Here is an 18,573-nt window from a genome sequence, read left to right as displayed (position 1 = left end):
AATCTATCTATACAGAATTTAGTTGTGGCTATGTAAATAGTTTTACATTTGTTATGTATTTTGATAAATAATAGCAGACTTAAATGTCTTTTATTTTGTTGAAAAAAAAGTATGTGAAATAAAATACAATAGTTCTTGTTACAATGAATGATATCCTTAATAAATTAATGAAATTGCCAAAAACTATTTGGGAATTTTATTTGGAAGGCTTTAAAAATCAAAGCAAATGGAGTCGCCAGATTTGGCTTATTATTTTGGTGAAATTATTTGTTATGTTTTTTATTTTAAAGCTGTTGTTCTTTCCTAATTTCTTAAACACACAATATAATAACGATCAAGAGCGCAGCGATTATGTGATTGATCAATTAACTAATCCTAAAAATCATTAATATGATCGAAAACTTAGATCCTTCTTTAGTGGATTGGTCCAGAGCGCAGTTTGCACTTACTGCAATGTATCACTGGATTTTTGTCCCTTTAACCTTAGGTATGGCTTTCATTATTGCGATCATGGAAACCATTTATGTGAAAACCAATGATCCGGAATGGAAAAAGATCACCAAGTTTTGGATGACACTTTTTGGAATTAATTTTGCGATTGGTGTTGCAACCGGAATTATTTTAGAATTTGAGTTTGGCACCAACTGGTCAAATTATTCTTGGTTCGTGGGAGATATTTTTGGAGCTCCACTTGCAATAGAAGGAATCATGGCCTTCTTCATGGAATCTACATTTATTGCTGTGATGTTTTTTGGCTGGAATAAAGTAAGTAAAAAGTTCCATTTAATTTCTACATGGTTAGTTGCAATTGGTTCCAATCTATCTGCTTTGTGGATATTGGTTGCTAATGGTTGGATGCAAAATCCTGTTGGAATGAAATTTAATCCGGACACGGCACGTAACGAAATGGACAACTTTTGGGATGTCCTGTTTTCCCCTACGGCTGTTAATAAATTTCTGCATACCATATCATCTGCTTATGTGTTGGGAGCTGTTTTTGTAATTGGAGTAAGTGCTTGGTACTTATTGAAAAAGAAAGAGATTGTTTTTGCTAAAAAGAGTATTGTTGTGGCAGCGGTTTTTGGTCTGCTAACATCCTTGTTTACAGTAATTACAGGTGATAATTCGGCTAGGGAAATTGTTCGTGACCAGCCTATGAAATTTGCTGCCATTGAAGGGCTTTATAATGGTTCAAAAGGTGCCGGTTTGGTTGCACTGGGTTTTATGTCGACTACTGAAAGTGATGGTGCCAATGAGAATATGAAGGATTTTAGCTTTAAAATAGAAATTCCGAACATGCTTTCTTATATGGCTTATTTGGATGGCGAGGCTTTTGTTCCGGGAGTACATGATATCATCAACGGATTTACAGATAATGATGGAGAAGTTCATCCTTCTGTTAGTCAAAAAATGGAGATGGGGCGCAAAGCAATAGAAGCATTAAAAGCCTATAAAGCCGCTAAAAAAGCTAATGATGTTGTTGGTGAAGGAGAAGCTCAAAAAGAACTTGAAGCGAATTTTAAGTATTTTGGTTATGGTTATTTCGATGATCCTTACGATACGGTTCCGCCAATCTCCATGTCTTTTTATAGTTTCCATATTATGGTTGGATTGGGAATGTATTTTATACTGCTTTTTGTATTGAGTTTGGTTTATATCTATACGGAAAGTGTGGTAAATAAAAAATGGTTTTTGCGAATGGCAGTTTGGAGTATTCCTCTTGCATATGTGGCTTCTGAGTGTGGCTGGATTGTTGCTGAAATGGGTCGTCAGCCATGGGTTATTCAGGATTTGATGCCTACATTAACGGCTGTTTCGAATATCGATAGTACGTCTGTGATAGTAACCTTCTTTCTTTTTTTGGTTGTATTTACCGGCTTACTAATTGCAGAGATCAAAATCATGTTAAAGCAAATTAAAATTGGACCTAATCACGGAGGAAACTAATCATGTTTGAAAATTTATCGCATTTAGTATTGCAGCAGTATTGGTGGATTATTGATTCATTGTTAGGTAGTTTGCTGGTATTTCTGATGTTTGTTCAGGGAGGTCAGACACTAATCTATCGAATAGGGAAATCAGAACTGGAAAGAACCATGGTAGTTAATGCATTAGGGCGGAAATGGGAATTCACTTTCACAACTCTGGTTACCTTTGGTGGTGCCATGTTCGCATCTTTTCCTTTATTTTATTCTACCTCATTTGGAGGTGCCTACTGGGTTTGGATGGCAATTCTTTTCTGTTTCATCATTCAGGCCGTTGCTTACGAATTTAGAAGCAAACCCAATAATGTTTGGGGAGCTAAAACTTTCGAGGCTTTTTTGTTTATCAACGGATTATTGGGAACCATACTTATTGGAACAGCCGTAGGAACCTTTTTTAATGGAGCGGAGTTTACAGTTAATGATTTTAATCAATCCAAATGGGCAACACCTTACGGTGGATTGGAGGCAGTTCTTAATTTTCACAATGTAGCCTTGGGATTAACAGTCTTTTTTCTGGCAAGAGTATTGGGAAGCCTTTATTTTATGAACAGCATAGAGAATGATCAAATATTTGCCCGGTCAAAAAAGCAATTGCTGGTTTCAGGAATTCCATTTCTGGTATTTTTTCTGTTTTTCGCTGTTCGTTTGTTGATAATGGATGGATTTGCAGCCGATGCACAAACAAGTATCGTAAGTATGGAATCCTTTAAATATCTTCATAATCTTATCGCTATGCCTGTTGTGGCTGTTTTACTTTTAGCAGGTGTAGTAGGAGTATTGTTTGGATTGGTAAAATCATATTTGCTTGAAAAATACACAAAAGGAATCTGGTTTGCCGGAGGAGGAACTGTTTTAGTTGTTTTCTCCCTGCTTCTTTTGGCAGGATTGAATAACACTTCATTTTATCCTTCATTGGCTGATTTGCAATCCTCTTTAACCATTCAGAATGCATCATCGTCGCACTATACATTAACAGCGATGAGTTACGTTTCTCTTATGGTTCCTTTTGTAATAGCTTATATTGTTTGGGCATGGAGAGCAATAAATAGTAAAAAGATTGATGCTCAGGAAATCAGTGCGGAAGATCATTTGTATTAATTTAAATAGTAAGACATGTATACATCATCTATAATATGGCTGTTGACCTGGCCACTTTTGATTTTTATTTGTTACAAAACCATTCGGTTTGTCCTTAATAAATTGAAAGATCAAATAGAAAAGGAACAATAATCATTTGATTGGCATCCAGTTTTAGGATGCCAATTCTATTTGCGCCTATTTCCCAATGTCATTAAAAAGTGTATTTTTGTGCGATTAATATCAGTTTTGGTATTAGACAGCCTTAAAAGTGAAGTTATGAGCGGATTGGAGAATTGTAAATCAATGAGTACTTGGTTTAAGAAGTTGGATACAAGACCGATAGTGATAAGTGGACCTTCCATAGTCGAGTCTGAGGAACAATTATTGAATACTGCCAGAGAATTAAAAAAAGTAGAACAGGTAAAGATTTTTAAAGCTGGAGCATGGAAACCACAAACAATTACTAAGTCTTTTGGTGACCGTGGTTTGGATGTTTTGCAATGGTTGAATCAAGTTAAGCTGGAAACCGGCTTGCTTACTATGGTTGAGGTGGCCTCTCCTAAGCATGTTGAAATGTGCTTAAGGCATAATGTTGATATTTTATGGATAGGTGCCAGAACCACATCCAATCCATTTTCGGTTCAGGAATTGGCCAGTGCTCTTCAAGGAATGAGTGTTCCTGTAATGGTAAAAAATCCAATAAATCCTGATATTAATTTATGGGTTGAGGCTTTGGAAACTATTAATAAAGCCGGTATTTCCAGATTGGCAGCAATTCACAGAGGATTTTATCCTTTCGAGAAAACGAGGCTTCGTAACATTCCTAAATGGGAAATTCCTATCGAACTGAAATCACGATTTCATAATCTTCCTATTATTTGCGATCCTAGTCATATTGCCGGAGCAAATAAATATGTGCAGGAAATAGCACAAAAGGGAATGGATCTGAATATGGATGGTTTGATGATTGAAAGCCATTTTAGCACAGCTGAAGTAATCAATGATCAGGAACAACAATTAACACCTGCGGATTTAGATCAGATAGTAAGGAGTTTGGTTTGCCGATTGCCCTCTGTTGATGATGTTGAAGAAAATCTGCTTGAAAAGTATCGTGATCAAATAGATTCTGTGGATTCGCAGCTGATAGAGCTGTTGGCGCAACGAATGAATATTGTAGAGGGGATAGGTGAATATAAAGCGGAGAAAAATATGACAATTCTTCAACTTCAACGATGGGAAAAGGTGCGTGAAAAGGGAATTGAATTGGGGAAATCCTTAGGCTTATCTGAACCATTCATTACGCAATTGTTGCGAATGATTCATAAAGAAGCCATTTTGAAACAAAATGAGGTAATGAATCGAAAATAGAGACAATTAGAAACAATAAAAAAGGCTAAGAATGTGATAAACATCTTAGCCTTTTTTGTTGGAAATAAGCATGCTATTCTTTAAAATAAATCTATATAAGTAATATCAACGTGAAAAATTGAGTAAAAAGGGAAATTTTAATTTACGATATAAATATATTTTGTTAATTTAAGATGCCTAATTGAAAGTTTATGAAAACTATTTTACACGCATTCATTCTATTGCTGTTTTTACAGATTACCATTTTTACATTAAAAGCCCAAAAGGTTAAGTACGGTAAAATATCTAAAGATGAGTTTGCCTTGAAAGAATGTCCTTATGAAAAGGATGCCTCTGCAGTTATTCTTAGCAGAACATGCTCTGTTGATTTGAGTTATTCGATAATTCGTTATTTTTATCATGTTCGGATAAAAATATTGAAGGAGGAGGGAATTGACCAAGCCAATATTAAATTGTCATACTATAGAAATAATAATATAGAAAACATTTCCGGTGTAAAAGGACAAACCATAAATTTGAATGAACAGGGCAAACAAGAGGTTGTTGAGATCGCAAATAACTCAATATTTGATATGGATGTAGATGAGAATTATGGTGAAGTTCGGTTTACTATGCCTGATGTGAAGGTGGGCTCCATAATTGAATACAAATACACAACGAATTCGCACTTCTACTCTTATTTGGATACATGGTATTTTCAAGATGAAATACCAACCTTTTATAGCTCAATAAAAGTAAATATGCCTGAATCATTTCGATACAACATTGTAATGTTTGGTAGTCAGGTACAAGCAAAGTATCCCGAATCAAAGAATCGTCAATGGACTCTAACCAATATGCCTTCCATAAAAGAGGAGTCTCATATTAATAATTATCATGATTTTGTAGAACAACTGCGTTTTCAGTTGGCGGGCTATTTTACACGGGATGAATCTACTTTAGGCGGTACCCCGATATTTGTAAGTTCCATGACTACTTATGAAGAATTGGCAAAAGAGTATAGTGAAAAAGTGAATTTTTTGGGGCGAACAAATTTTGCCAAAAAGCAATTGGAAACCATTCTGAATGGAAATGAAAACAATTGGGAAAAACTACAGAAGATTTATGATTTTGTAAGAACCCATGTAAAATGGAATGGAAAATATAGAATATACCCTGAAGATTCGCCTCCCAATGTATTGGACGAGAAAGCCGGGACAAATTCAGAAATCAATTATTTACTCGTTTTACTCTTGCAGGAAGCAGGTTTCGATTGCAATCCTGCCTTAGCCAGATCCAATACCAGGGGATTAATTCAAAAGGATTATCCATTATTAAGTCAGTTCGATCAGGTTCTTGTTTTTGTTGAATTGTATGGTAAAAGAATTTTTCTAAATGCAACATCCCCTTATCGCCCTTTTGATTTGATTGCAGAAAAAGATTTGAATTACCATGCATTTGTATTGAAGAAAGGAAACCCATTTTGGGCCAAAATAGAACCGAACAAAAAGAACCATCAGGATGTATTAATAACCTATGATTATTCAAATTCAGAGAATCCTGTTTGTAATCTTAGAGTAAGGGAAAACGGATATTTTGCTGCCAAAAGCCGCAAGGAATTGATTGAAGTTGGTTCTGAGTCCTGGATGACGAATTTATTTGATTTGGAGAAGTGCGATTTTCAGAAAGATTCTCTCCATTTTAAGAATAGGGATGATGTAAATCTTTCATTTAAAATGGAGTGCAATTTAAAATTGGAGAGTGGTTTGGATGAGGGGAGTGATTATATATACGTTAATTTATTTAATAAAAAGGACCTGAAAAATTCATTCTTAAAAGAAACCAGGCAATATCGAATCGATTACAATTATCCCAGATCCAAAACTTATATGGCGAAGTTTATTCTTCCTGATGGGTATAAATTTGAGGATTATCCAAAAAACAAGAAAATTACTTTACCGGAAGATTCAGGAAATTTTATCCTTACTTCTCAATTATTGGGTAAAGAACTAACTGTACGAACATCATTTAAAATAAATGTAGTCTCATTTACAAAAGAATATTATGATATTTTAAGGGAATTTTACAGTCAGATGAGTAAAATGCTGGGATCGAAGGTGGTCATAAAAAAAGAGTAATTTAATATCAAAAGAATGAATCAAATCACAAGAGAAACAGACAAAGAGCCGTTTGAAGCTGAAATGGCTTATCCAACAATTAAACAGGGATGGGGAATTCTTGGATTATTTTTAGCCATTACCATTGCTTATTTTATTCCATTAACGATAATTAGCCTTTTCGGCATTGATATTCAGCACGGTCCTTTTTTGGTGTTAAATTATGCTGTGCCTGTAATTATTCTAATTTTTATCACAGGAAGATGGTGGAAAAATAATCCCCGGAATACTGAGGTTCTTAGGCTTCGATCTTTTCCGTCGGTTCTTTTGCCTGTCGTAATTGTTATGACATTGGCAATTGTGATTATCGATTCTGAAATTGGGAGCTGGATACCCATGCCCGATATTCTGATGGAGATGTTTAAAGAAATGCTTCAGCCAAATATCTGGGGATTTTTGACTGTTGTGGTAGCAGCACCCATTTTGGAAGAATTCTTGATGCGCGGGATAGTTTTAGATGGCTTATTGCGCAACTATTCGCCCTGGAAAGCCATTATTTGGTCTTCGGTATTTTTTGGAGTGATACACTTGAATCCATGGCAATTTATTACCGCCATGATTGCGGGAATTGCAATTGGTTACCTCTATTGGAAAACCAAATCGCTGTTTTTATGCATGTTCATTCACGCTTTGAACAATGGTTTTGCCTTTTATTTGATGGTTCGTTATAGCGAATCATTCGATCTTGCCGAGCTTTTTGACATAGGAATTCTTGAACGAATAGGATTGTTTGTTGCTGCTTCGCTGATTCTTTGGGGTTCGTACCGCTGTTTCGAGAATTTTTTTAGTAAAAGTAAACAAGTGGAATAAGCAAAGAAAAAAGACTAAAATGAAATCATCATTTTAGTCTTTTTTTTTATTTGTGTCGGCAAAAAGCTTTGTTTATTTTTTACTGATCAGGTTGTTAATCAACGAGAAGATAATGTAAACGAATAGTATCATAGGTATTACCAACCATTTTAAAAGGATAGCTAAAATCAATAAGGTGATTAAAAACAAGTATTGAATTTTATTTTCTTTCCAGGCCAGGCTTTTTACTTTAAGGGCAAACATTGGGATTTCTGTTACTAATAAATAAGATGTTATCAGGATAGCTCCGATAATAATGAATTCATTGGATAAGCACTCTTTAATAACCGGATAATTTCCAAAGAACATCACCAATGGGAGAGAAGCCCAAAACATTGCATTTGCCGGAGTTGGGACACCAATAAATGAGGAAGTTTGCCGGGTATCAATATTAAATTTGGCCAATCGCAGGGCTGAAAATATTGGGATAATAAATGCCGATAACAAGAGTGCAATTTGCGAATAACTTAATTCTGCAGGAACAAAATCTGCAGAAGCACTGCCTAAAACTGCATTTTTTAAATAAGCCAAAGCAATCACTCCGGGAGCAAAACCAAAACTAACCATATCGGCAAGAGAATCGAGTTCTTTGCCCATAGGAGAATAAGCTTTTAGCACCCGGGCAGCTAAACCGTCAAAAAAGTCGAATACAGCAGCTAAAAGAATCAGGAAAGCTGCATTTACTAAATAGCCTTCCATCGCCATAAGGCCCGCAGTGCATCCTGATAGTAAGTTTAAACAAGTAATTGAATTTGGAATGTGTTTGATAATCCCTTTTGCTTCTGACATGAATTTTGATTTTGTATAGTACGCCACAAAAATAATGGATTTTTTCGAAACTTATGATTTCTTTTGCTTCGATGCATAAGTTTTAAAAAAGCATAGTATTTTTACCTGTCAAAGAAAATCAACTATATGTCCAGAATTATTGCATTTTTTATTTGCTTGTTTCTTACGGGTGCAGTGCTCGGCCAGACTTCAGCTCCAACATATAGTAATGAATTCCTGTCTATTGGAGTAGGTGCAAGATCTTTTGGAATGGGAAATGCTACCATTGCTTCTCAAAATGATGTTGAATCGTCTTATTGGAATCCGGCCAATTTAGTGGAGTTAAGAACAAAATTTGATGTATCGGCAATGCATGCTGAATATTTTGGAGGCTTATCAGCATACGATTATTTGGGTTTTGGCATGAAAATAAATGAGAAAAGTGCGCTTGGCTTAAGTTTACTGCGTTATGGTGTCGATGATATTCCGAATACACTGGAATTAATTGACAAAGATGGAAACATCCGCTACGATTTGGTAACGACCTTCTCGGCGGCCGATTATGCATTTCTTTTTTCATATTCCAGAAAAACCGGAATTGAAGGGTTGAGCATAGGTGGAAATATGAAACTGATTTACAGGCACACAGGTGATTTTGCCTCGGCTTACGGCTTTGGATTTGATATTGCAGGAACATACCGAAAAGGGAAATGGCGGATGGGAGCAGTTCTTAGAGATGCCACAAGCACTTTTAATGCATGGGTGTTTAAAACCGGAGATCTGGAAAAAGTGTTTGAACTAACAGGTAACGAAATACCAGAAAATTCTACTGAAATTACTTTGCCAAGATTGATTCTTGCTGTAAGCCGGGAATTTACCATTTCAGACAAATTTTCATTGTTAACGGAGCTCGATATGGATATGACTTTCGACGGACAGAGAAATGTTTTGATTCAGGGAGATCCAATCAGTATCGATCCTCATATTGGATGGGAAGCTTCTTATAAACAGTTTATATTTCTTCGGGCTGGAGTAAGTAATTTTCAGGAAGAAACCGATTTTGATCAGACCAAATCGTGGACTTTTCAACCCAATTTAGGTTTGGGGATTCGTTATAAAAATTTTAGATTGGATTATGCCTTAACGGATATTGGGGATCAGTCAATTGCAAAATATTCCAATGTGTTTTCCTTATCTTATGCTTTTGATTAGATAAGTCTTACAATCATTTTAATAGAATCACAATAACGTATGGCAAATGTTATTATCCAAATTCATGGTTTAGGCAATAAACCACCCAAAGATTTATTGGAACGTTGGTGGGAACGTGCCATGATTGAAGGATTAAAAAAACATAATTACAAAACAGATTTGCCAAAACATGAAATGGTTTATTGGGCCGATATTCTGCACGATAAACCGTTAAATCAGTTCGAAAAAGATAAAGAAAGTCCTTATTATCTCGATGAAATTTATGCTAAGCCAAGCAAAGAGCTCTTGCCCGAAAATCATGATACAAGAAAAAAGATCATTGGATTTTTGAACCGGCAACTAAACCGAATCTTCCTAAACGAAGACTTCTCTTTAAATTATACTTTTATTACAGACAGTATTTTAGGTAATTATTTTAAAGATCTGGAAACTTACTACAAAGAAGAAAGTATTGTAGACGAAGCATCCACCGCCAAAACAAAAGATCTGATAAGAGAGAGATTATTAAAAGTACTCGAAAAGTATAAGAATGATAATATCATGTTGATCGCTCACTCAATGGGATCGATTGTGGCATTTGATGTTCTGACTTTTTTAGCCGATCAAATTAAAATTCATACTTTAATTACCATTGGTTCTCCTCTGGGTTTACCCATAGTTGTTAGTAAAATTGCCGCAGAGCAAAGGCAAAAATTAAATGGGCATAGTTTCATGATTACGCCGGAAGGCGTTAAGAACAATTGGTATAACTTTTCTGATATTTTGGATAAAGTAGCTTTAAACTTCGAATTGGCTGATGATTTTTCTGAGAATAAATATGGCGTAAAACCTGTTGATTTTTTAGTGATCAACAACTATGAAATAAATGGTGTCGCCAATCCTCATAAATCCTATGGTTATTTGCGCACGCCCGAATTCTCCAAAATACTGAATGAGTTCATTCTCTCCGAACGCTTAACATTCAAAGAGAAATTAACTGGAAGAACGAATAAATACTTTAAGATAACCAAGCTAAAACTTTCTATTCAGAAAAGGAAAGTTCGATCGTGGTTTCGTAAAAAAAGATAAAATAAGTTTTACTGACTACATTGTATGATGTTGATTTTACCTGACCTAACATGTTGCGCACACTGTCAATTTTGCAGGAATGAGTGAGAATTGCAGCTGTGGGGCATGTGATTGTAGTTTTCGGGAGCGAAAATGTAAGTCAAAACACTTCTAATGTTGCTTCCGGGAATTTGAATGTTGATAAAGGGATCGTAACTGTTGCTTTCGGGAATCTGAATGTAGACCAAGGAAATGAAAATGCAAGTATTGGGATTCCGTATGTTGTTTGTGGGAATGATTAATCCCGAAATTTTTTGAAAGATTGTTTCATTCTAAATAAAAGGTATATGATCATAATTTCAGATATTATAAGTGCATATAAAGATTAAATTGATTAGATTCATGTAGTTAATGAATTGGTAGTCTTGGTAAATTAGTAAGCGTCATGAAAAATCTAATCGCAAGCATTCTTTTTTTAATTGGCAGTATTTCTGCTTTTGCTCAAAAACAAGTAGTAATTCTTCATCCGGTTGTGGGTGATACCATTGATTTGGCCGAGAAACAAACTTATCTGTTGTTTGCTGATGTTGATGACTCTGCTTTTGATTATGGTCAGGTGATAAAAGAAGGAGACAACTATTTTTTGGATGTTCATTCTCAATCCGGTGAGAAGTTAATAAAAGTAGATCAGTTGAAATTGGAAGAATATCATACCAACATTCAAAAATTGCTTGCCTACTATTCTTATTTGGAGAATCCCGATCAATTAAAAGAAGCGCCTCTTGTGATCTTAAATCAGAAAGATACCTGTGCATTGGAAATGGACATTGAATATTTGAGTCCGAAAATGCGAAAGAAATTAAAATATGATTCGTCCCGGTATCAGACAAAAAAATCAACTGCTGAGGAAATGGAGTTTTGGGTGACCGATAAAAGCAATTACATCCATACTTCCGGCTATTTTGAGATTTTAGAATCAAGAGGGGAATAAGAGGGGAGTGTTATAATTTAAAATGAGATATATATGAGACAGTTGATGTTGTGCCTATTCACTATTCTTTTATTCAGCTCATGTGACTCACGAAAGTCAGAGAGCCATATGATGATGGATATGGAAGAGGAGATGATTCCAATGACAAGACAGGCCGGGGATGCTTCTTTACTACCATTTCCCGAACCTGAAAATGTAGAAAATAATAAAAAGAAAATCATTAAAGATGGCCGTATTGTGGTTGAGGTATCCAACCTGAAAAAAGCAAAACAGCAGACTGATAGTTTACTAAAGATTTATGACGCTTACTATGCAAATGAAAGTTACAATGACGGTTATAATGAATTGTCGTACGAATTAACAATTAGGGTTCCTTCTGTAAATTTTGAAAGCTTGATTGCTAATATTGAAATGGGAAACGGCAAGCTAACTACTAAAGAAATTGAAGCCAGAGACGTTACAGACCAGTTTATTGATTTGGAAAGTAGATTGGAAAGTAAGTTAAAGTATTTGGAGAGATACCGTGATCTGTTAAAATCAGCTAAAACAGTAAAGGATATTCTTGAAATAGAGGAGAAGATTCGTGGTATTGAAGAAGAAATTGAAAGTACGCAAGGACGATTAAAATACTTGAGTGATCAGGTTGGATACAGTACTCTTCGTTTGCGTTTAAATGAAGAAAAGGACATTCAATTAAGAACTACAAAACAAGCCCGATTTGCTTTACGGTTTAAACATGCAATATCCAATGGATGGTCTGGTTTTGTTGATTTTTTAATAGGGATTATTCACTTGTGGCCATTTGCTGTTGTTATTGGCATATTGTACCCTTTTGTACAGAGGTTTAGAAAAAGAAGAAAAGCAAAGAAATAAGCGCAAAAAACAAACTCCCAAAGAATTCAATTCTTTGGGAGTTGTTATTTATCCGTGTATTCCTAAAATCTGCCCGCCGTCAACACTAATGGTTTGGCCGGTAATATAGCCTGAGGAAGGAGAGAGCAGCCAAGTGGCCAGCTGACCCAAATCTTCAGGATTTCCCATCCGTTTCATTCTGATGCCCGAGGCAATTTTATCTTTAGCTTCCTGAGAAGTGATATTTTCCTGTTCGGCTTTTTTCTCTAATAATCTATTAATGGCTGGGGTTTCATGATACCCCGGGCCAACAATGTTTAGAGTTACTCCCGATTCGGCAATTTCCTGCGAAAGGGTTTTTACAAAACCAACAACCGAAAGGCGCAGCGAGGTGCTTAATACCAAATTGTCAATGGGTTGCTTTACCGATGAGCTTTCTAAAAAAACCATTCTTCCGTAACTTTCTTTCATCATTATTGGAACCAAAGCCTGTGTCAATTCAACTTTCCATCGCAAAAGCTGATGGTAGGCATTGTCCCAATCGTCAAGTTTTGTTTCGAGGGTTTTCATAGCAGGCGGACCACCGGCATTCACAAAAGCACCAGAAAGCTTTCTGTTCCCAATCTGCTTCATCAGCAGGTAAATGGTCTCCGATTGCGTGATGTCACCACAAAAGCTTTCTATTTGATTTGGATTGGATTTTTGCAATTCATCCAATTTTTCCTGTCCGCGGGCAATGGCAATTACTTTAGCGCCATCGGCAAGCAAGTTTTTTAATACTGCATTCCCAAATCCTGATGTGGCACCGCAAACCACAAAGAGTTGATTTTTAATATGTAAATCCATTAAATTATTTTTTTAACTGATAGGCAATTACCCGATTGTTGTGAAATGTGGGAACTAAAATTATTTTTTGTTCCGGAATATAGCCCAGATCAGCAGCATTTATTTGCTGTTCGGCCGAGCTTAACAGTTTTTTAACTTTTCCCGATTCGATCATTTGTACGTTGCCAACCCAATCAGATATTACCCAGGTATTTTCATCAATACTTAACAATCCATCTATGCTTCCTGTGTTATCAGTAAGAGTTTTAATCGATTTAGTGTCTGTTTCAATTTTTAGAATTTTATTGAGAACACCGGCACAAAGAAAATCATCTTTAAAGGTCAGGCCATTTACATGATCCAGTTGATCGTCTTTTAACCAGACTGTAAAATTTCCATTTTTTAGACGGTGAATACTTCCGGTCATATTATCAGAAACATAAACAGTACCGGTTTTGGGATTTACTGTTACATCATTTAGAAAAATAGCTGTCGGGGCAGGATATTTTTTACAGATTTCTCCTTTGAGGATATCAATCACAATCAAATCATTAATATCACTAACAAAAAGGAAATTGCCGTATTTGGCCATTCCTTTTGGAGCATCAAGTCCGGTAATCCATTTGTGAGTTGTAATTTCTCCTTTTAGATTTAGCTTGGATATATATCCGTTACCATCCTGATTGCCGGGTGTTCCTTTGATATTCGAAACATATATGCAGGAATTGTCAGCATCGAAAAAAGCCGATTCAGGAACTTCAAGAGAGTTGTCGCTTTCCCAAACAAATTTGAGTTCTGAGCAAAGAAATGCGGGAACATCTGTCTGTTGACCGAAACTTGCAAAGCCTTGTATGCAAATTAGGGCAATAGCCATAAATCGAATAATTTTTGTCATGATATTTTGGTTAAAAGTTCGCAAATGTGAAGTTACGACTTTTTGCAGATCAGACCTGAAAAATTATTGGCGATGAGGATGTATTACTGTTAATTTAATCGGAGAAACGACCAATGATAGTTTGAGAACCAGTTACCTGTTGGTTTAATTTTACATCAATTTTTGTTCCTAAGGGAAGATAAAGATCAACTCTCGACCCAAATTTAATGAATCCTTCTTGCTGACATTGGTCAACTTTTTCGCCTTCTACCGAGTAAGACACAATTCTACGGGCAACAGCACCGGCAATTTGTCTCATTAAAATGGTAATGTTTTCATCTTTCTCGATTACGATTGTAGTTCTTTCGTTTTCGGTAGATGATTTAGGCAGCCATGCTTTTAAGAATAAGCCACTGTGGTGTCTAAAATATTTTATTAATCCTTGTACAGGATACCAGTTAATATGAACGTTTAAAGGCGACATGAAAATGGAAACCTGAAGTCTTCTGTCTTTAAAATATTCCAATTCTTCAGTTTCTTCTATCACAACTACTTTTCCATCTGCAGGAGCAATAATCAAATTATCTCCAACTACCGGAATACGTTTAGGAACCCTAAAAAAGGATACAACTAACAAGAAAAACACGATGCTTGCCGCGAAGAAGATATTGAATAAAAGTCCGGAACCAATGGTGAAAAACAGTATTGCATCTAGAATTGCAATAGCGATAAAAAATACTGCGATAATTCCGAATCCTTCCTTGTGAATTGTCATATTTTGAATTTAATTTTTGGCAAATTTAATGAAAAAATTCTTTGATTGCTTGCAAGAATACAAAAACCATAGGAGATACTAGTAAAATGGCATCAAAACGGTCAAGAATACCGCCGTGTCCCGGCAAAATATTTCCCGAATCTTTAATGTTAATGCTCCGTTTGAAAAGAGATTCAACTAAATCACCAATTGATCCGAAAAGAACAACAATGATTCCGGTTGACAGCCATTCAATTGTAGTTAAATCGTCTGAGAAATTGGAGTATAAGTAAGCAACTCCTAGTGATATAATTGCACCGCCGATACTTCCTTCCCATGATTTTTTTGGAGAAATCCGCTCAAACAGCCTGTGTTTTCCAAAATTAACACCAACTAAATAGGCTCCTGTATCATTCGCCCAAATCATCACAAAAACACCTAGAATGATCTCGTAATGAAATTGTTGATCGTTAAATGGGAAAACCATATAATTTAACAAAGAGAAGGGAAGAGCCACATATAGTAAGCCCAACAATGTAAATGCGATATTCGCAAATGGATTTTCTTTTTTCCGGTACAATTCTATAATGGGCACCAGCACAATGGTTACCGTTAATAGAAGAAAGATACTTGTAATGTTAAGGTACAAATCAGCAAAAAGTGCTAAGAATAAAAATCCAGCAGCAAGCATACCTGTTACAAATTGTGGCGAACTATTGGCTTTCTTTGCCAACTTGTAAAATTCAAAAGTACCTAATAGGGTAATTCCAAGAAAAACGGCTAAAAAGCCAATTGGGTGAAGGGTAATTCCCGCTATTAATACAATTGCAAAAACGGCAGCTGATAATGTTCTCTTGATAAAGTTCCCCACTTGATATATTTTATATAGTTGAATCTGATCTTGACCTTCAGATTTTGCTTTTGTAATTATTCGATCCCAAAAATAGTGTTTTTTCAGCACTTATAACAATCGGACATACAAAGCGAATCTTTTTGGAGAGGATAAGAAAAAAATGATTAAAAAAAAGCTAAATTATTGAGTTCCCTCAATAATTTAGCAATCAATTTATAATAGTATGACTGATAAAACAGTCTTACTTTCATTGTCTTTAGTCGTTATTTTCAACTTCATGGGTTGGAGTGATTTTCTTTTCACCCAAACCTTGAGGTTCTCCAAATTTTCGTTTGCCAAAAATTGCTTCTAAATCTTCACTGAAAATAACTTCACGTTCTAAAAGTAATTCTGCAAGTTTTTTGTGTTTCGACATATTATCTAAAAGAACCTGCTTGGCTCTTTTGTAGCTTGTGTCGATTAAGATTTTAACTTCAGAATCGATTAGTTCAGCTGTTTTCTCACTGTATGGTTTTGAAAAGCCATAATCAGATTGTCCTGATGAGTCGTAATAGCTTACATTTCCTACTTTCTCACTCATACCAAAAATTGAAACCATTGCCATTGCCTGCTTGGTTACCTTTTCCAAATCGTTTTGGGCACCAGTTGAGATTTTTTCAAAAGTAATTTCTTCAGCGGCACGTCCACCTAATGTAGAACACATTTCGTCAAGCATTTGTTCTTTGGTCGTAATGCTTCTTTCTTCTGGTAAATACCAGGCTGCACCGAGTGCTTTTCCACGTGGTACAATTGTTACTTTTACTAATGGATGAGCATGTTCCAGTATCCATGAAATAGTAGCATGTCCAGCTTCGTGATAAGCAATGGTCTTTTTTTCCTGTAGAGAGATGATTTTATTTTTCTTTTCCAATCCACCAATAATACGGTCGATTGCATCTAAAAAATCTTGTTTCTCAATAATTTCTTTCTTCTTTCTGGCAGCAATCAAAGCCGATTCATTACACACATTTGCTATGTCAGCACCCGAGAATCCTGGAGTTTGCTTGGCCAAAAATTCCTTATCAAGATTTGGATCTAATTTTAGAGGGCGTAAGTGAACGCCAAAAATTTCTCTGCGCTCATTTAAATCAGGCAGTTCAACATGAATCTGACGATCGAAACGACCGGCACGCATCAAGGCCCGGTCCAAAATATCAGCACGGTTAGTTGCCGCTAAAATAATTACACCTGAATTGGTGTCAAAACCATCCATTTCAGTTAGCAACTGATTCAACGTATTCTCACGCTCGTCGTTCGAACCCATGTTAGGATTTTTTCCACGCGCTCTACCAATTGCATCAATTTCATCGATAAATACAATACAGGGCGATTTTTCTTTTGCCTGCTTAAACAAATCACGAACACGACTCGCTCCAACACCAACAAACATCTCCACAAAATCGGAACCCGACATGCTAAAGAAAGGAACATTTGCTTCACCTGCAACGGCTTTTGCCAATAAGGTTTTTCCAGTTCCAGGAGGTCCTACAAGTAGAGCTCCTTTAGGGATTTTACCTCCCAGTTTGGTATATCTTTGCGGATGTTTAAGAAATTCAACAATTTCTTCCACTTCCTGTTTTGCTTCTGCCAAGCCTGCAACATCTTTAAAATTAACATTGATATTCGATTCTTTATCGAATACTTTGGCTTTCGATTTCCCAACATTAAAGATGTTACCACCTCCTCCGCCACCACCGGCACCTTTACTCATTCGGCGGAATACATAGAACCAGATACCTATAATCAAAGCGAATGGAAGTATCCAGCCAATAAAATCACCGAAATAATTTTCTTGAGTTGTGTATTCTGGTTCAATCCGGTTCAAATCAGAGATTCCTTCCTGAGCACTTTCTAATTGATCTGCAAATTGCTCAATGGAACCAATTGGGAAAGTGTAATGCGGACCTGCTTTTGAAGGAGAATCAAAATTACTTTCGAAAAGAGTTGGATATTTGTCCAGACTTTCCTGTTTAAGATAAACATTCACTGCAAGAAGGTTACGAATCACAACAATTCGTTCAACATCAGAGTTGCGAATCATATCATTTTTCACCTTTTGCCAGCTGGTTTCCTGCGGTTTTTGGCCAATGTTTAAAAGATTAAGAGCAATAAATGCTACGGCAATTAATCCGTAAACCCAGTATGCGTTAAATTTTGGAGGTTTAAGCATATTGTTGCCATTCTTTCCTTTTTGGTAAGGAGATTTATTTTGATCATTATTTTCTGTCATTCTTTTTAGTTAAAGGTTATTGTATTGGCTAAGCGCTCTGAATTTTAGTAACAGCAGCATCTGCCCATAAACTTTCAAGTCGATAAAAATCTCTGTATTCTTTTTGAAAAATATGAACTACAACATCAGCATAATCCAATAAAATCCATTGAGAATTTTGATATCCTTCTATTCTCCATAATTTCTCATTGATTTTTTCTCTCACATATTCTTCTGCTGATGCGGCAATTCCGTTTACATGAGTGGATGATGTTCCATGGCAAATAAGGAAATACTTGCAAACCGAACTATCAATATTTCTTAGATCAATTTTAACAATTTCTACTGCTTTATTTTTTTGCAACCCTTCAATTAAGGATTCAACGAGTTCTTCTGTTGTATTTCCTTGTTTTTCTGTCATTCTTACTATTTTAATTACAAAGATAATTTTTTTTCAAATGAATAAAATTTGTTTTTTAATTTGATTTAAATATGCTTTTAAATTTCTGGATTCGTATGTAATTATATAAAAATCAACATCTTGCTCGTGTTAGATTGTTTGTTGTTTTGATTTAACTGATTGTAATGTCTATTAAATTGTTCCGATATCCTAAGTTTACAAGAGTGATTAAGCGAAATCAAAGTTTTACATTTGTCTTTCATTATGCAAGGTAATGATTAATTTCACCAAAAATTACCAAAATATCAATT

Annotated in this window: 18 protein-coding genes; 11 read left to right on the top strand and 7 right to left on the bottom strand. The window is 35.5% G+C overall.

The annotated features are described in order from the left end of the window. Nucleotides 1-143: 143 nt before the first annotated feature. The 6 genes from ACKU4N_RS18040 (at nucleotide 144) to ACKU4N_RS18015 (ending at nucleotide 7,399) form a co-directional block, all read left to right on the top strand. On the top strand, nucleotides 144-389 hold the full coding sequence (locus ACKU4N_RS18040; RefSeq protein WP_321318771.1) for a DUF4492 domain-containing protein: 246 nt from the start codon (nucleotides 144-146) through the stop codon (nucleotides 387-389). A gap of 1 nt (nucleotide 390) precedes the next feature. Then, entirely contained in the window at nucleotides 391-1,947 is a 1,557-nt protein-coding gene (locus tag ACKU4N_RS18035) for a cytochrome ubiquinol oxidase subunit I (protein ID WP_321318770.1), read from the top strand. 2 nt (nucleotides 1,948-1,949) lie between these two features. Further along, nucleotides 1,950-3,083, top strand: a complete 1,134-nt coding sequence (cydB, locus tag ACKU4N_RS18030) for a cytochrome d ubiquinol oxidase subunit II (RefSeq protein ID WP_321318769.1) — start codon at nucleotides 1,950-1,952, stop codon at nucleotides 3,081-3,083. Between the two features lie 210 nt (nucleotides 3,084-3,293). Beyond that, entirely contained in the window at nucleotides 3,294-4,433 is a 1,140-nt protein-coding gene (locus ACKU4N_RS18025) for a chorismate mutase (protein ID WP_321318768.1), read from the top strand. 191 nt (nucleotides 4,434-4,624) lie between these two features. Then, entirely contained in the window at nucleotides 4,625-6,550 is a 1,926-nt protein-coding gene (locus tag ACKU4N_RS18020; RefSeq protein ID WP_321318767.1) for a transglutaminase family protein, read from the top strand. Between the two features lie 15 nt (nucleotides 6,551-6,565). Further along, complete coding sequence (locus tag ACKU4N_RS18015; RefSeq protein WP_321318765.1) at nucleotides 6,566-7,399, top strand: CPBP family intramembrane glutamic endopeptidase; 834 nt, start codon at nucleotides 6,566-6,568, stop codon at nucleotides 7,397-7,399. Between the two features lie 72 nt (nucleotides 7,400-7,471). On the opposite strand, the gene ACKU4N_RS18010 is transcribed toward ACKU4N_RS18015, so the two are convergent. Beyond that, nucleotides 7,472-8,227 carry a CDP-alcohol phosphatidyltransferase family protein gene (locus ACKU4N_RS18010; RefSeq protein WP_321318763.1) on the bottom strand — a complete coding sequence of 252 codons (756 nt, stop codon included), beginning with the start codon at nucleotides 8,225-8,227 and terminating at the stop codon, nucleotides 7,472-7,474. A gap of 126 nt (nucleotides 8,228-8,353) precedes the next feature. On the opposite strand from ACKU4N_RS18010, the gene ACKU4N_RS18005 reads away from it, so the two are divergent. The 5 genes from ACKU4N_RS18005 to ACKU4N_RS17985 all read left to right on the top strand — a co-directional run bounded on the left by ACKU4N_RS18005 (nucleotide 8,354) and on the right by ACKU4N_RS17985 (nucleotide 12,329). Beyond that, nucleotides 8,354-9,418 carry a putative type IX sorting system protein PorV2 gene (locus ACKU4N_RS18005; protein WP_321318761.1) on the top strand — a complete coding sequence of 355 codons (1,065 nt, stop codon included), beginning with the start codon at nucleotides 8,354-8,356 and terminating at the stop codon, nucleotides 9,416-9,418. Nucleotides 9,419-9,457: 39 nt separating this feature from the next. Further along, nucleotides 9,458-10,486: an esterase/lipase family protein gene (locus tag ACKU4N_RS18000; RefSeq protein WP_321318759.1), complete on the top strand. Its 1,029-nt coding sequence runs from the start codon at nucleotides 9,458-9,460 to the stop codon at nucleotides 10,484-10,486. Nucleotides 10,487-10,569: 83 nt separating this feature from the next. Continuing rightward, entirely contained in the window at nucleotides 10,570-10,767 is a 198-nt protein-coding gene (locus tag ACKU4N_RS17995) for a hypothetical protein (RefSeq protein WP_321318757.1), read from the top strand. Between the two features lie 143 nt (nucleotides 10,768-10,910). Further along, a complete protein-coding gene (locus ACKU4N_RS17990; RefSeq protein ID WP_321318755.1) occupies nucleotides 10,911-11,456 on the top strand; it encodes a hypothetical protein in 546 nt (181 codons plus the stop codon). A 33-nt stretch (nucleotides 11,457-11,489) separates the two neighbouring features. Then, on the top strand, nucleotides 11,490-12,329 hold the full coding sequence (locus tag ACKU4N_RS17985; RefSeq protein ID WP_321318752.1) for a DUF4349 domain-containing protein: 840 nt from the start codon (nucleotides 11,490-11,492) through the stop codon (nucleotides 12,327-12,329). 48 nt (nucleotides 12,330-12,377) lie between these two features. On the opposite strand, the gene ACKU4N_RS17980 is transcribed toward ACKU4N_RS17985, so the two are convergent. The 6 genes from ACKU4N_RS17980 to rsfS all read right to left on the bottom strand — a co-directional run bounded on the left by ACKU4N_RS17980 (nucleotide 12,378) and on the right by rsfS (nucleotide 18,283). Continuing rightward, nucleotides 12,378-13,154 (bottom strand): SDR family oxidoreductase, encoded by a 777-nt coding sequence (locus ACKU4N_RS17980; protein ID WP_321318751.1) that lies wholly within the window; start codon nucleotides 13,152-13,154, stop codon nucleotides 12,378-12,380. 4 nt (nucleotides 13,155-13,158) lie between these two features. Then, entirely contained in the window at nucleotides 13,159-14,028 is an 870-nt protein-coding gene (locus ACKU4N_RS17975; RefSeq protein ID WP_321318749.1) for a hypothetical protein, read from the bottom strand. A gap of 94 nt (nucleotides 14,029-14,122) precedes the next feature. Continuing rightward, entirely contained in the window at nucleotides 14,123-14,782 is a 660-nt protein-coding gene (locus ACKU4N_RS17970) for a phosphatidylserine decarboxylase family protein (protein ID WP_321318747.1), read from the bottom strand. Between the two features lie 25 nt (nucleotides 14,783-14,807). After that, a complete protein-coding gene (locus ACKU4N_RS17965) occupies nucleotides 14,808-15,632 on the bottom strand; it encodes a phosphatidate cytidylyltransferase (protein WP_321318745.1) in 825 nt (274 codons plus the stop codon). A gap of 238 nt (nucleotides 15,633-15,870) precedes the next feature. Further along, on the bottom strand, nucleotides 15,871-17,883 hold the full coding sequence (gene ftsH, locus ACKU4N_RS17960) for an ATP-dependent zinc metalloprotease FtsH (protein WP_321318743.1): 2,013 nt from the start codon (nucleotides 17,881-17,883) through the stop codon (nucleotides 15,871-15,873). Between the two features lie 28 nt (nucleotides 17,884-17,911). Further along, on the bottom strand, nucleotides 17,912-18,283 hold the full coding sequence (rsfS, locus tag ACKU4N_RS17955) for a ribosome silencing factor (RefSeq protein WP_321318741.1): 372 nt from the start codon (nucleotides 18,281-18,283) through the stop codon (nucleotides 17,912-17,914). Between the last annotated feature and the right edge of the window lie 290 nt (nucleotides 18,284-18,573).

Origin of the sequence: Labilibaculum sp. (genome assembly GCF_963664555.1) — a bacterium.
Taxonomy (GTDB): Bacteria; Bacteroidota; Bacteroidia; order Bacteroidales; family Marinifilaceae; genus Labilibaculum.
This window is presented reverse-complemented; position numbering and strand designations above follow the sequence as displayed.